Below are 13073 nucleotides of genomic sequence, written 5' to 3'. Positions count from 1 at the left end.
CGAGCTACTTCTCCGCCCATGCCTACGAGACACCCAAGGGCATGGACTGGCTCCAACTGCGGATCGACATCCTCACGCGCGTACGTCGGGGGATGCAGCACGACGAGCCGGGCGAGTCCCCGCCGGCTCCGTGAGCCACCCCGCCGGGGGCGGCACCCCTGGCGTTGGGGTGCTGCCTCGGAAGCAGGGCTGCTCGCCAGACGAGCGTTCGTGAAGAACGGACGCCTCTAGAACGTTGCACCTCATCGGATGCGCATGATGAGGAGTGCATTGAGTCACAGGACACAGGAAAGCCCGGCTTCCAGCACCGTCCCCCAAAGGGATGGTCCCGCCGAGCGTGCGGTCGCCCATCAGCTGCGGCTGCTCATCGATAGCGTCCAGGACTACGCCATCTTCACCCTCGATCCACACGGCCACATCTCGAGTTGGAACGCCGGGGCCGAGCGCATCAAGGGCTATCGGGCCGAGGAGATCCTCGGCCAGCACTTCAGCCGCTTCTACCCTCCCGAGGACGTGGCCCGGGGCAAGCCCCAGTCGGGGCTCCAGGCAGCCGCCCGCGAGGGGCGCTTCGAGGACGAGGGCTGGCGCGTGCGCAAGGACGGCACCCTCTTCTGGGCCAACGTCGTCATCACCGCGCTACACGACGAGAAGGGCCAGGTGTCTGGCTTCGGCAAGGTGACGCGCGACCTCACCACCCGCAAGCAGGCCGAGGAGGGCCTGCGGCAGAGCGAGGAACGCTTCCGGCTGCTCGTGGAGAGCGTCAAGGACTACGCCATCTTCATGCTGGACCTGGACGGGCGCGTGGTCACCTGGAACGCCGGGGCCGAGCGCATCAAGGGCTACCGGACCGAGGAGATCCTCGGCCAGCACTTCAGCCACTTCTACCCTCCCGAGGACGTGGCGCGGGGCAAGCCCCAACGGGAGCTCGAGTTGGCCACGCGTGAGGGGCGCTTCGAGGACGAGGGCTGGCGCGTGCGCAAGGACGGCACCCTCTTCTGGGCCAACGTCGTCATCACCGCACTGCACGACGAGCACGGCACGCCGCGCGGCTTCGCCAAGGTGACGCGCGACTTCACCTCCCGCAAGCAGGCCGAGGAGGAGCGGGAGTTGCACCGGCTCCGTGAGGCCGTCCGCGCGCGGGACGAGTTCCTGTCCGTCGCCTCTCATGAGCTGAAGACACCCCTCACCCCGCTGCAGCTCAAGCTGACGGGCCTGCTGCGCCTCATCGAGAACAACCCCGAGGCCGCCCTGTCCGGTGCCCGCGTGGCCAGGGACCTCGATGTGGCGCGCCGTCAGGTGCGCAAGCTCGCGGAGCTCATCGACGACCTGCTCGATGTCTCTCGCATCAGCACGGGCAGGCTTCAGCTCCAGCGCTCGCCGATGAACCTGTCCGCGCTCGCGCGGGAGGTGGTGGCGCGCTACGCCCCCCAGGCCACCCAGGCTGGGGGCCGCGTGGAGGTGGAGGCCCCCCCCGCCATCGTGGGCACCTGGGACACGCGTCGGCTGGAGCAGGTGGTGACGAACCTGCTCACCAATGCCCTCAAATATGGGGCGGGCAAGCCCATCCACGTGCGCGTGAGCACCGAGGCCGGCGAGGCCGTGCTGACCGTGCGCGATGAGGGCATCGGCATCGCGCCCGAGCACCATCCGTCCATCTTCGAGCGCTTCGTGCGCGCCGTCACCGATCGCCACTACGGCGGGCTCGGCCTGGGCCTCTTCATCGCCCAACAGGTGGTCGAGGCCCATGACGGCAGCATCCACGTCCAGAGCGCCCTCGGACAGGGCGCCACGTTCACGGTGAGGCTGCCGCTGGACGTGATGGGACCGTAGTCCCGAGACGCCCTCAGTACACGTTGTACTTGCGGCGCAGGGCCTCGTGCTCCTCGGCGTTGCGCGAGGGGTGCAGGCGCCGCTCGGCGTCGTGGAGGTAGTACCAGAACTCGCTCGGCCGGGGCGCCAGGGAGGCCCGGAGCGACTCTACCGTGGGGGCGCCGATGGGCCCCGGCGGCAGCCCCTTGCGGTGCCGCGTGTTCCAGGGGTCCTCCGGGTTGCGCAGGCGCTGGAGGAAGGCCTGCCGGTCGTTCCACTCGGCCAGCTCGTAGCGCGAGGTCGCGTCCACCCCCAGGGGGTAGCCCTTGTCCACGCGCTTCCAGAGGATGCCCGCCACCAGCGGCCGCTGCGTCGGCACGGGCTCCTCGCGCTCCAGCATCGAGGCCATCACCACCACCTCGTGGAGGCTGCGCCCGCTGCTCACGAGGGCCTCCTTGTGGGGGGCGTAGAAGCGCTCGGCGAAGGTGTCCAGCTGGCGCTGGATGAGCTCCTCCACCTTCACGGAGCCGGGCACCACCCGGTAGGTCTCCGGGTAGAGGTAGCCCTCGAGCGTGCCCTTCGGCAGCGGGAAGGTCGCGGTGAACCGCTCGGGGTGGCGGGCCGCGGCCAGGTAGGCGCCGGGCGTGATGAGGCCCGCGGCGGCCAGGGCCGCGTCGGTGTCGCGCAGGCGCCAGCCCTCGATGACGCTGAAGGCGACGTCATCGGGGAGGGGACTCGCCTCGAGCGCGGTGGCGATCTCCGCCATCGTCATCGACGGGCTCACCGCGTGACGGCCCGCCTTGGGAGCGAACTGACCCCGGCGGTAGAGGAGCCAGCGCCACAGCCGGGCGTCGCGAATCAGCCCCTGCGACGCGAGCTGGGGCCCCAGGCCTCGGCCCGTGGCGCCCTTGGGCACGGTGAACTCCACGGAGGCGGCGCCCGGTGGAGCCACGGCGCGCCGCACCTCGCCCTCCACCCAGAAGAAGGTACCGGCGGCCGCGCCCACGGCGAGGACGACAAGGCCGAGCAGGACAATAAGGATGCGCTTCATGCGGGGCGCACCTTAACACCCGCGCGCCTCCTCACCGCCGGTTCGGTTGCTCCTCTGCCGTCCAGGCATCACTCATGATGTCCAGAGGGAGGCATGCTCCCGCGCGAACCGCGCCAGGGTCCGGGCCGGCCGCCCCAGCACCGCGCGCACGTCGGGCGAGACGGGGGCGCAGTAGCCATCCCGGACGAGCCGGTAGAACTGGATGAGCCGCTCGACGCGCTCCGGAGAGAGCCCGGCCGTCCGGAGGGTCGTGCGCGTCTCCTCCTCGCCGAGGGGAACGTACCGGATCGTCCTTCCGGCCGCCCGTGAGAAGAGCCCGGTGACCTCGTCGCAATCGAGCGCCTCGTCCCCGGTGAGCGTGTACGCCTTTCCGAGATGGCCCGGCACGGTCAGCGCCCTGGCGGCGACCGCCGCGATGTCGCGCACGTCGATGTAGGAGATCTTCGCGCGGGCCGCCGGGATGCGGAGCTCTCCGGTCGCGCGGAGCCCCGCGAGCAGGGGCCCTCCGCTGAAGATCTGCATGAACCAGTTGGGCCGCAGGTGCGTGAACCCGAGCCCCGAGTCCTCCAGGTACAGCTCCACCTTCCGCAGCGAGAAGTCGCTCCGCAGCTCGGCGCCCATGGCGCTCAGGTTGACGACGTGCCGCACCCTTCGACGCTTCATCTCGTCGATGAGCGGGCGGGCGACCGAGTCCGCGTGCTCGTCTCCCGGCCGGGCGATCAAGAAGACGCGCTCCACCCCCTCCAGGGCCGGCGCGAACGTCTCCGGCCGCTCGAAGTCGAACTCGATGAAGCGGGCCGACGTCCGGGCTCCGGCCGCGGCGCCCACGGGATTCCTCGTGGCGGCGAGCACCTCCTCGCCACTCGCCTCGAGCTGTGCCAGGAGCTCCCGCCCCACCCCGCCCGTCGCGCCGATGATGAGCGTCTTCATTGCCATGTCGCATCCCTCCGCCGGTCCATTCCGGCCGTACCGCCGTGAACCGCCCGATAAGTGAATGACGCGTTCACTTATCGGGCAAAAAAAACTACTCGAAGAAGCTCTTCAGCCCCGCGAGGTGGTACCGGGAGTACCCCTGGACGGCCTCTCGGATCAGGGCTTCGTCCTCGAACTTCGTGAGGAGGCCCACCATGGTGCCCACGAGGCTCCGGTAGATCTGCTCCAGGTTGAAGCGCGCCGTCTCCGTCACCCGCGTGTGGGGATGGAGCGTTCGGAAGTGCGCCACGGCGAGTTGGATGAGCTCCTGGACGAGCTGCTCGGAGAAGCCCTCGTGGCGGGAGCCCTCGGCTCGCCCCAGGAGCACGATGACGCGCAGCCGGTGGTCGATGCAGAACCGGAGGAGCTCCTCGGAGGCCAGGTGGAAGGCAGCCGCTGGGCCGAGCGTCCGGATGTCGGACACCCCCTCCAGTGACGTCACCCGCCGGCGCAGCAGGGTCGTGAACGTGCGGACGAAGTCGTCGCTGACCACCTCCTCGAACAGGACGCTCTTGTTCTCGTAGTACCGGTAGATGTTGCCGGTGGAGATGCGCGCGGCCTTCGCGATCTCGGCCATGGTCGCGCGCGCGTACCCCTTCAGCGCGAAGACCTTCAGCGCCGCGGCGGCGATGCCTTCCTGGACTTCATCCTTGAGGTACTGGGCCATGATCGAATCGTGAATGCCTCATTCACTATTACCACCAGGGTCTACCCCGTCAAGGCGGAAGAGCCTGGACGGGTGCTCCTCGCGTCTGGCCCGGAGGCGTGAGAGGAGCATCCGGGCCTGCACGCGCGTGCCCGCCTGCTCGGCCACACGCCGCGCGGACAGGCCCTCCCCCTGGGTAATTCGCCAGGAAAGTCGGGAACTTGAGGGACCCGCCGGGTGCATGGTACGACCTGGGAGGGCTGTATCTTCCGCCTCGATTCCTCTCACGGAGCCGGCTTCCCCCATGAGCGAGCGCAACGAACTGCCGAGGACCTCGCCGTCCTTGTCCTCCCCCGGTGTACCCGTGGCTGCCGTCACGCAGGGAGGCGCCCCCCAGCGGCAAGCGACCGAGACCCTCGCCACCCACCTGTCCGCCTTCCCCCCCGCCGCCAGCCCCGAGCAGGAGGCCCGCGAGCGCATCGCCTCCCTGGAGCGCGAGGCCCGCGCCCTCGGCAACGAGCCCCAGGCCGCCCTCCTCTTCCATGAGATCGGTCTGCTCTGGGAGGACCCCCTCAAGAATCCGCGCAACGCCGCGGTCGCCTTCCAGAACGCGTACCGGCTCGCGCCGCGCTTCCTCGCCAACATCCGCGCCGCGCGCCGCCTCTTCGCCGACGTGGGCAACTGGCAGATGGTCATCCAGCTCGTCGACGCCGAGCTGAACGCCACCGAGGACGTGCGGGGCCGCGCCGCCCTCTTCTTCGAGAAGGGCACGCTGCTCGACGAGCGCCTGTCGCGCGAGGAGGACGCCACCGCCGCCTTCCGCCAGTGCCTCCAGCTCGAGCCCCAGGACGTGGCGCTCCTCACCCAGCTCGAGGCGCTCTACGCCGCGCGCAACGACTACGCCTCGCTCGTCGAGGTGTACCGGCTGCTGGCCGCCACGCTCGACACGCCCGCCCTGCGCGCCCACTACCTCACCGCCGCCGGCCTGGTGCTCGATGACCGGCTCAAGCGCGGCGAACAGGCCGCCGCCTGCTTCCGCGAGGCCTTCGCGCTGGACCGCACGGACCTGCTCCTGCTCAACGCCCTCAAGCGCGTGGCCGTGCGCGAGGGCCGCGCCGAGGAGCTGCTCGAGGTCCTCACCGCCGAGGCCGAGGTGCTCGGCGTCCAGGGCGCGCCCGCCTGGCTCCAGCTCTGCAAGATGTACGAGCGGCTCGGTCGCAAGGAAGAGGCGCTGGCCGCTCTGCTCGACGCCCGCCGCGTGAGCCCCAACGAGCCGCTCGTCCTCTCCGCGCTCGCCAACATCTACGAGACGCGCCAGCGCTTCGAGGAGCTCGCCGACGTGCTGCTCGCCTGGGTGGGCTGCATCAACGACGAGAGCGAGCTGGTGGGCATCAACCTGCGCCTCGCCGCCCTCTACGAGGAGGACCTCAAGCGCGACGCGGACGCCATCACCCGCTACCAGGCCATCCTCTCGCGCATCCCCGGCCACGCCGCCGCGCTCGCCGGCCTGGGCAAGCTCTTCTACCGCACCCGCAACTGGGAAGGCCTCGTCTCCGTCTTCGACGCCGAGAGCGCCGCCGCGCAGGATCCGAAGGAGAAGGCCGCCCGGCTCTTCAAGGCCGCCGAGGTGCTCGAGGAGCGGCTGGCCCGGCAGGAGGAGGCCATCCAGCGCTACAACACCTGCCTCCAGCTCCAGCCGGGCTACCTCCCCGCGCAGAAGGCCCTCGGCCGCCTCTTCGAGCGCCAGGGCCGCTTCGCCGAGCTCGTCGCCATGTACGAGCAGGATCTGCTTCAGACGCAGGACCGCGAGCAGCTCATCACCACGCTCAACAAGGTGGCGGTCATCTACGAGGATCGCCTGAGCGATCTGGACCACGCCATCGAGTGCATGCGGCGCATCCTGGACCTGGCCTCGGACCACCTGCCCACCATCCGCAACCTGTCGCGGCTGCTGGAGCGCGCTGGCCGCTACCAGGAGCTCATCACCAACCAGGAGCTGGAGGCCTCGCTGGTGGGCGACACCAAGCAGGTGCTCTCGCTCTACCACCGCAACGCGGAGATCCTCGACGAGCACCTGAAGAATCGCGCGGGCGCCATCGCCGCCTACGAGCGCGTGCTCACCCTCACCCCCTCGTACCTGCCCGCGCTCAAGGCGCTGGGGCGGCTGTACGCGCAGGAGGCCAAGTGGGAGCCGCTCATCCGCATGTACCGGGCCGAGGCCGAGTACTCCGCCTCCCCCGAGGCCGCCGCGGCGCTCATCTACAAGATTGGCGAGCTGTGCGAGCACCGGGTGAAGGACGAGCACCAGGCCGTCGCCTCCTACCAGGAGGTGCTGACGCTGGCGCCCAGCCACTTCCCGGCGCTGCGCGCGCTGGCGCGGCTCTACAAGTCGCAGGGCGCGTGGGAGAGCCTCATCGAGGTGCTGCGCGCCGAGGCCGCCAACCGGACGGATCCGATGGAGCGCTCCAACGCGCTCTACCAAGCGGCCACCATCTGGGAGGATCAGCTCAAGCGACCGGACATGGCGATTGGCGTGTTCCAGGAGGTGCTGCGGCTGACGCCGGGCCACTCCGCCACGCTGCGCGCCCTGGAGCGGCTCTACCTGGCCGACGAGGACGTGAAGGAGCTGGTGGCCCTGCTGGACCGTGAGACGCAGGTGGCGCATACGGCCGGGGCCAAGGTGGCCGCGTACCTGAAGCTGGCGCGGCTGTACCTGGACCACTTCCAGGAGCCCGCGCGCGCGGCCCAGTGCTGCGAGGCGGTGCTGGCGCTGGAGCCCGCCCACCTCTCGGCCCTCAAAACGCTGGAGCGCATCCGCGCCGGAGACCGGGCGCGCCGGGGCGAGCTGCGCCTGCGCCTGTCCGAGCTGCTCAAGGACACGCGCCTGGGCACGGCGATGCGCGTGAACGCCGCCAACGACCTGGACAAGGGCGCCGACTTGGAGGCCCTGCGGCGCGCCGTGGCAGAGAACCCGCGCGACGTGCGGCTCGCCTTCGCCCTGGAGCGCGCCCTGCGCCAGGCGGGTGACGCGGCCGGCCTGTCCGAGCTCTACCTCCGCCGCCTCTCGGTGGTGGCCGACGAGCTGGAGCGCGTGGAGCTGATGCTGCGCTGCGCCGAGCTGGACGAGACGCGGCTGAACAACCCCACCCGCGCCGAGCAGGCCTACCGCGCGGTGCTCCAGCTCCAGCCCCAGTGCCTGCCGGCCCTCCAGGGCCTGCGGCGCGTGCTCTCCCGTCGGGGGGATGCCGCCTCCGCCCGGCTGCTGCTGGAGACCGAGGCCCGCTCCAGTCGGGATCCGCGCTCCGCCATCGACGCCTTCGTCGCCGCGGCGCGGCTCGCGGCCGGCCCGCTGCAGGACACCGAGGGCGCCATGACCCTCTACCGCCACGCGCTGGAGCGGGATCCGCTCGATGCCTCGGCGACCTCGGGCCTGGAGGACCTGCTGGCCGCGCGTGGAGGCGCGGCGGACCTGGTGGCGCTGCAGGAGCGGCGCGGCGAGGCCCGGCTGGCTCAGCGCGACACCGAGGGGGCCACCACGGCCTTCTTCAGCGCGGCGAAGACGCACCTCTCGATGGGCAACCGCGCCCGCGCCCTGGAGCTGCTGGAGCGCACGCTCTCCCTCGCCCCGACGCACCCGGAGGCGCTCGAGCTGCGCGCCCACCTGATGCTGGAGGAGCACAAGTACGCCGAGGCCGCCACGACGCTCGCCCAGCGCCTCCAGCTCGGGGGAGAGCCGGCCGTCCTGGCGCGGATGCACCTCACGCTGGGCGCGCTGTACCAGGATCACCTGAGCGAGCCGAGCCGCGCCGCCGTGCACCTGCACGCCGCGCGCGAGGTCCTGCCCCAGAACACCGAGGTGCTGGAGCGTCTGACCACCCTCTTCCAGCAGGTGCGCAACTGGGCGGGCGCCACCGAGTGCCTGCAGCGGCTGCTCGCGCTGGACCTCCCCCTGGTCGAGCGCGCGCGCCACACCGTGACGCTGGCGCAGATCCACGAGCAGGGGCTCGGTGACGGTGCCACCGCGTCCACGCTGTACCGCCAGGCGCTGGAGCTCACCCCGGGCGACTCGGCCCTGGTGGACCGGCTGGTGGCCCTCTACGAGCGCGCCAACAACCTCCCGGAGCTGGCGCAGGTGCTGGAGGCCCAGGCCGTCCAGGCCCACGCCAGCGGAGACACGAAGCGCGCGGCCTCGCTGCGGCTGAAGGTGGCGGACCTGTTCGCCGGCCCGCTGGATCAGCCCGGGAAGGCGCTGACGCTGTACCGGCAGATCGTCGACGGGGACACCACCCACCTGCAGGCGCGCGCCGCCCTCGCGGGCCTGTACATGCGCGACGCGGCTTCCGCCCAGCTCGCCATCGAGGAGCACCGGCAGATCCTCCGGTTGGATCCCACCCGGGTGGAGAGCCTGCACGCGCTCTTCCGTCTGTGGGAGGGCCTCAAGCAGATGGACAAGGCCTTCTGCGCGGCGGCGGTGCTGCACTTCCTGCGCGCGACGAACGACGTGGAGATGGCCTTCTACACGGAGACGCGCGTCAAGCTGCCGCAGGAGACGCAGGAGCGCCTGAGCCTGGCGGACGTGGACGCGGGGGTGATGCACCCCTCGGCGCGCGGGCCGCTGCTCGAGGTGATGCGCGCGGTGGGCGATCAGCTCAGCAAGATCAACCCGCCGCAGTTCGAGCTGCTCGGGGTGGACCGCAAGAACGACAAGCTCAAGCCGGACCACGCGGTGTTCAAGGCCGTGCGCGCCGTGGCCCAGGTCTTCGGCGTGGAGGAGTTCGAGGTCTACCAGGCCCGTCGCGGGCTCCTCGGTCTGGAGACGACCGAGCCGCTGTCGGTGTGCGTGGGCCAGGACGTGGTGCGCCGCTTCAACGCCCGCGAGCAGAAGTTCCTCATCGGCCGCGCGGTGCTGGGCCTGCTGAACAAGACGGCGGTGCTCACCAAGCTGTCGCGGGGTGAGACGACGGACCTGTTCGGCAACTCGGTGCGCATCTTCGCCCCGCAGTTCACGGCGCTGGGGCGTGGCAACGAGGAGGCCGTGCGCAACTACCGCCGGGCCTACTCGCGCAAGGCGCTCAAGGCGCTGGAGCCGGCCGCCCTGGAGCTGGGTCCCCAGCCCAAGGTGGAGCTGGAGCCCGTGCTGGAGGGCTTCGGCCTCTCGGCGGACCGGGCAGGCCTGCTGATGTGCGGTGACGTGTCGGTGGGTCTCAACATGCTGCTGCGCGACGACCCGCAGTACGCCTCCGCCCGCGTGGAGAGCTCCGAGCCCGTGCTGCAGGCCCTGCGCGAGCGCGCGGACCTCAAGCAGCTCCTCGGCTACGCCCTGTCCGACGACTTCCTGCGGCTGCGCCAGCGGCTCGGCATGTCGTTGTAGACCCCATGGGGGACGGCAGGACGCCAGCACCCGGCGCCTGCCGTCACACCCTCACAGCGGGCGGCGAGGCTGCCCAATGAGGTAGGTGATGGCCATCCCCTGCACGCGATGGACTCCGCTGCTCCAGCGGTACCCGTCGGAGCCGATCCCCGTCGTCAGCCTCTCGAGGTCCTCCGGAGCATAGGTCCGCAGCGACGACACCACGCCATCCCAGAGGATGAGCAGGGGAAGGATGGGCACCAGGTAGGTGAGGGCCAGGCTCCACCAGCGCATCGGGCGGATGAGCGGGGTGAAGCCCCACACCAGGGGCACGACGAGCAGGAGCTGGACGAGGAGGTACGGCAGCGAGCGCTGGGTGAGCTCGAAGGCGGCGAAGGGGACCTGGCGCGCGGCGGCGTCCGCGAGGAGGGCGCGGGCCCGCTCCGGGGGGAAGTGGTGCAGCCCCTCGAAGAGGGTCCTTACCCCCGTCAGCTCCTCGGGGATGCGCGTGGCGTCGACCGGGGTGTCGCGGTACTGCGCGCCGGGAGGCAGCTCCTGCCCCGGGACGGGATGGAGGTCGGTGAGCAGCACCTCGGCCCGGTCGTGTACCGCTCGCAGCGCCGGGAGCAGGGTGCGCCACGGGCCCCCCGAGCCGGAGCAGAGGTCGACGATCCGGTCCGTGCCCGCCGTGCGGAGCAGCTCCGCCAGTTGCGGCGCCACGCTGTCGTAGGGCCGCATGCGGTCGAGCACGACGCGCAGGTAGTCGACCTCGCCACGGCGCAACGGCCCGGGCAGCCACGGCTGGTCGAGGAACTCGAAGAGTTGAAGGCGAGGAAGGAGGGGCATGGAGAAGTGGAAGGCTCGAATGGGCGAAGCGGGCCCTGGAGACAGGGCCCTTTCCCCGACATCTACCAGCTGGCCTGGTAGCAGAGAACGAGTCCTTTGATACCGTCGACAGCATGCGCATCACGATGTCGCCCCAGGACTACGCCACCGCCTTCCATCTGCTGTCGGTGACGTCCAGGCACCCCGAGAACATCGGGCAGGTCATTGAGGGGCACGTCCTCCCCATCCCCCAATAGCCGCTCCGTGTAGCGCCAGAAGAGTGTCCGAGTCTGGTATGGCACCCCGCCAGGAGGAACGATCGATGCCATCTGGAAGCACTCTCGTCGTACGCCGTCCGTCCACCCTCATCGGACTGCTCGCGCTCGTCCTGATGAGTGGCTGTGCCCACAAGCCGCTCGTGACCGAGAACAAGGGCCGCGAGCTGAAGAACGAAGGTCCAGTCATCGCGGATACCGCGAGTGGCCAGGTTCGCGGTGTCCTCTCCGAAGGCATCCGCGTCTTCAAGGGGATTCCGTACGGCGGGCCCACGTCGGGCAAGAACCGCTTCATGCCGCCGGTGAAGCCCGAGCCGTGGAGCGGCGTTCGGGATGCGGTCGAGTACGGCCCGCGCTGCGCCCAGCGCAGTGCCATCGGCGCCGGGGTCTCGCGCGAAGTCGTGGCGGCGCTCGTCACGCCCGACACCCAGGCCACCAGCGAGGACTGCCTGGCCGTCAATGTCTGGACTCCCGGCGTGGCAGATGGCGGGAAGCGTCCCGTCATGGTCTGGCTGCACGGCGGCGGCTTCGTGGAAGGCTCCGGGTCGGCCGCTCTCTATGACGGGACCGCGCTCGCCCGGCGCGGTGACGTCGTGGTGGTCACGCTCAACCACCGGCTCGGGGCACTGGGCTACCTCTACACGGGCACCGGGGCCCAGGCGCCGTCGGGCAATGCCGGCATGCTCGACATCGTCGCGGCGCTCGAGTGGGTGCGCGACAACATCGCCGCCTTCGGCGGGGACCCGGGCAACGTCACCATCTTCGGAGAGTCGGGCGGCGGCATGAAGGTGACGCTGCTGCTCGCCATGCCCGCGGCGAAGGGGCTGTTCCACAAGGCCATCAGCCAGAGCGGGGCCCTCGTGCGCGCGCTGCAGCCGGAGCAGGCGACCGCCTACGCTGGCGAGCTGATGGCAGAGCTCGAGCTCGCGGCTGGGGATCTCGAGGCGCTGCAAAACCTCCCCGTGGACAAGGTGCTCGATGCGCAGATGGTCGTCCTGAAGAAGGAGCGGGGGACCTTCACCTTCAACTCGCCCTTCACTCCCGTGGCGGATGGGCAGGTGCTGCCCGGCAATCCGTTCGAGCCCACGGCCCCCGCCGTCTCGGCCGGGGTGCCCCTGATGATTGGCACCAATCAAGACGAGATGACGCTGTTCCTCTACGGGAAGCTGGGACCGATGACCGACGGCATGGCACGCCAGGGCCTGGGCCGGCTGGTGGGCGAGGCGAAGGACCAGGTCTTCGATCACTACCGCCGCGCCATGCCGGACGCCCCGGCGAAGGACGTGATCATCACCGCGGGCAGCGACCTGTTCCGGGCGCCGTCCCTGCTGACCGCCGAGCGCAAGGTGGCCCAGGCGGGCGCCCCCGTCTACGTGTACCTGTTCACCTGGGAGACGCCGGTCCTCGAGGGCAAGCTCAAGGCCACCCACGCGCTCGAGATTCCCTTCGTGTTCGACAACGCGGACCTGGTTCCCAGCCTCACCGGAAAGGACCCCGAGCGCTTCAAGCTGTCCGAGCAGCTGAGCTCGGCGTGGATCGCCTTCGCGCGCACCGGCAATCCGAATCACCCGGGCATTCCCGCGTGGCCGGCCTATACCACCGAGCAACGCCCCACCCTGCTCTTCAACCTCAAGTCCCGGGTCGAGAATGATCCGGGCCGCGAGGAGCGCCTGCTCTGGCACGGCATCATCACGAAGTAGGCGGCGCGGCCGTCCACCGGCGGCAGGTGGACGGCCACGCGCGGGCGAGCAGACGGCTCCTGGACGTCAGTTGATGCAGACGTGTTCCGGCACGTCGACGAATCTGGACAGCGAGCCTGCCGGGACCACCATGTGGGTGCCCCATTCCGGGATGAGGGTCTTCGTGCCACCTTCACCGATGATATAGGTTTGCGCGCTGAACCGCTCGCTGAGGATGGTTCCACAGATGGGCCAGATCGACACGCCGCCCATGGAGCCCTCTGGAACCGTCTTCACGTTCGCCCAGCCGCCGTAATACTCCAGATCGCCTGTGGTGGGGACCCAGAACCGGGCATTGCCGGCAATGACATACACCTCGAGGTCGAGCCGCTCGCGCACCAGCAGGCCATCCTTCATGAAATCAAACCACCAGTTGTTCAAGGTGCCCTGGGGAACGGTGCGGATG

8 protein-coding genes and 1 pseudogene are annotated in these 13073 nt (G+C 70.3%); 4 read left to right on the top strand and 5 right to left on the bottom strand.

Features of this window, described 5'->3' with window-relative positions; genetic code table 11:
* Window positions 1-270: 270 nt before the first annotated feature.
* Complete coding sequence (locus VF697_RS10495) at window positions 271-1830, top strand: PAS domain-containing sensor histidine kinase (protein WP_331093848.1); 1560 nt, start codon at window positions 271-273, stop codon at window positions 1828-1830.
* Window positions 1831-1843: 13 nt separating this feature from the next.
* On the opposite strand, the gene mltG is transcribed toward VF697_RS10495, so the two are convergent.
* From mltG to VF697_RS10480, 3 genes are all read right to left on the bottom strand, one after another.
* Complete coding sequence (gene mltG / locus VF697_RS10490; protein ID WP_331093846.1) at window positions 1844-2860, bottom strand: endolytic transglycosylase MltG; 1017 nt, start codon at window positions 2858-2860, stop codon at window positions 1844-1846.
* Window positions 2861-2932: 72 nt separating this feature from the next.
* Window positions 2933-3796: an SDR family oxidoreductase gene (locus VF697_RS10485; protein ID WP_331093844.1), complete on the bottom strand. Its 864-nt coding sequence runs from the start codon at window positions 3794-3796 to the stop codon at window positions 2933-2935.
* Window positions 3797-3884: 88 nt separating this feature from the next.
* Complete coding sequence (locus VF697_RS10480; protein WP_331093843.1) at window positions 3885-4499, bottom strand: helix-turn-helix domain-containing protein; 615 nt, start codon at window positions 4497-4499, stop codon at window positions 3885-3887.
* A 283-nt stretch (window positions 4500-4782) separates the two neighbouring features.
* On the opposite strand from VF697_RS10480, the gene VF697_RS10475 reads away from it, so the two are divergent.
* Window positions 4783-9849, top strand: a complete 5067-nt coding sequence (locus tag VF697_RS10475; RefSeq protein WP_331093841.1) for a tetratricopeptide repeat protein — start codon at window positions 4783-4785, stop codon at window positions 9847-9849.
* Between the two features lie 51 nt (window positions 9850-9900).
* Here VF697_RS10475 and VF697_RS10470 read toward each other — a convergent pair whose 3' ends face one another.
* On the bottom strand, window positions 9901-10674 hold the full coding sequence (locus VF697_RS10470; RefSeq protein WP_331093839.1) for a hypothetical protein: 774 nt from the start codon (window positions 10672-10674) through the stop codon (window positions 9901-9903).
* 113 nt (window positions 10675-10787) lie between these two features.
* Here VF697_RS10470 and VF697_RS10465 point away from each other — a divergent pair, with 113 nt between their 5' ends.
* A complete protein-coding gene (locus tag VF697_RS10465) occupies window positions 10788-10910 on the top strand; it encodes a hypothetical protein (RefSeq protein WP_331093837.1) in 123 nt (40 codons plus the stop codon).
* A 65-nt stretch (window positions 10911-10975) separates the two neighbouring features.
* A complete protein-coding gene (locus VF697_RS10460; protein WP_331093835.1) occupies window positions 10976-12628 on the top strand; it encodes a carboxylesterase/lipase family protein in 1653 nt (550 codons plus the stop codon).
* Between the two features lie 66 nt (window positions 12629-12694).
* Here the strand turns inward: VF697_RS10460 and VF697_RS10455 are convergent.
* Window positions 12695-13073 (bottom strand): annotated as a pseudogene (locus VF697_RS10455) (hypothetical protein); the annotation flags it as partial.

Origin of the sequence: Archangium sp., assembly GCF_036388035.1 — a bacterium.
Lineage (GTDB): Bacteria > Myxococcota > Myxococcia > Myxococcales > Myxococcaceae > Archangium.
This window is presented reverse-complemented; position numbering and strand designations above follow the sequence as displayed.

Excerpts from the sequence above, each read along its gene's own strand:
- mltG (WP_331093846.1), bottom strand. The coding sequence starts at position 2,860 with ATGAAGCGCATCCTTATTGTCCTGCTCGGCCTTGTCGTCCTCGCCGTG.
- VF697_RS10485 (WP_331093844.1), bottom strand. The coding sequence starts at position 3,796 with ATGGCAATGAAGACGCTCATCATCGGCGCGACGGGCGGGGTGGGGCGG.
- VF697_RS10480 (WP_331093843.1), bottom strand. The coding sequence starts at position 4,499 with ATGGCCCAGTACCTCAAGGATGAAGTCCAGGAAGGCATCGCCGCCGCG.
- VF697_RS10475 (WP_331093841.1), top strand. The coding sequence starts at position 4,783 with ATGAGCGAGCGCAACGAACTGCCGAGGACCTCGCCGTCCTTGTCCTCC.
- VF697_RS10470 (WP_331093839.1), bottom strand. The coding sequence starts at position 10,674 with ATGCCCCTCCTTCCTCGCCTTCAACTCTTCGAGTTCCTCGACCAGCCG.
- VF697_RS10465 (WP_331093837.1), top strand. The coding sequence starts at position 10,788 with ATGCGCATCACGATGTCGCCCCAGGACTACGCCACCGCCTTCCATCTG.
- VF697_RS10460 (WP_331093835.1), top strand. The coding sequence starts at position 10,976 with ATGCCATCTGGAAGCACTCTCGTCGTACGCCGTCCGTCCACCCTCATC.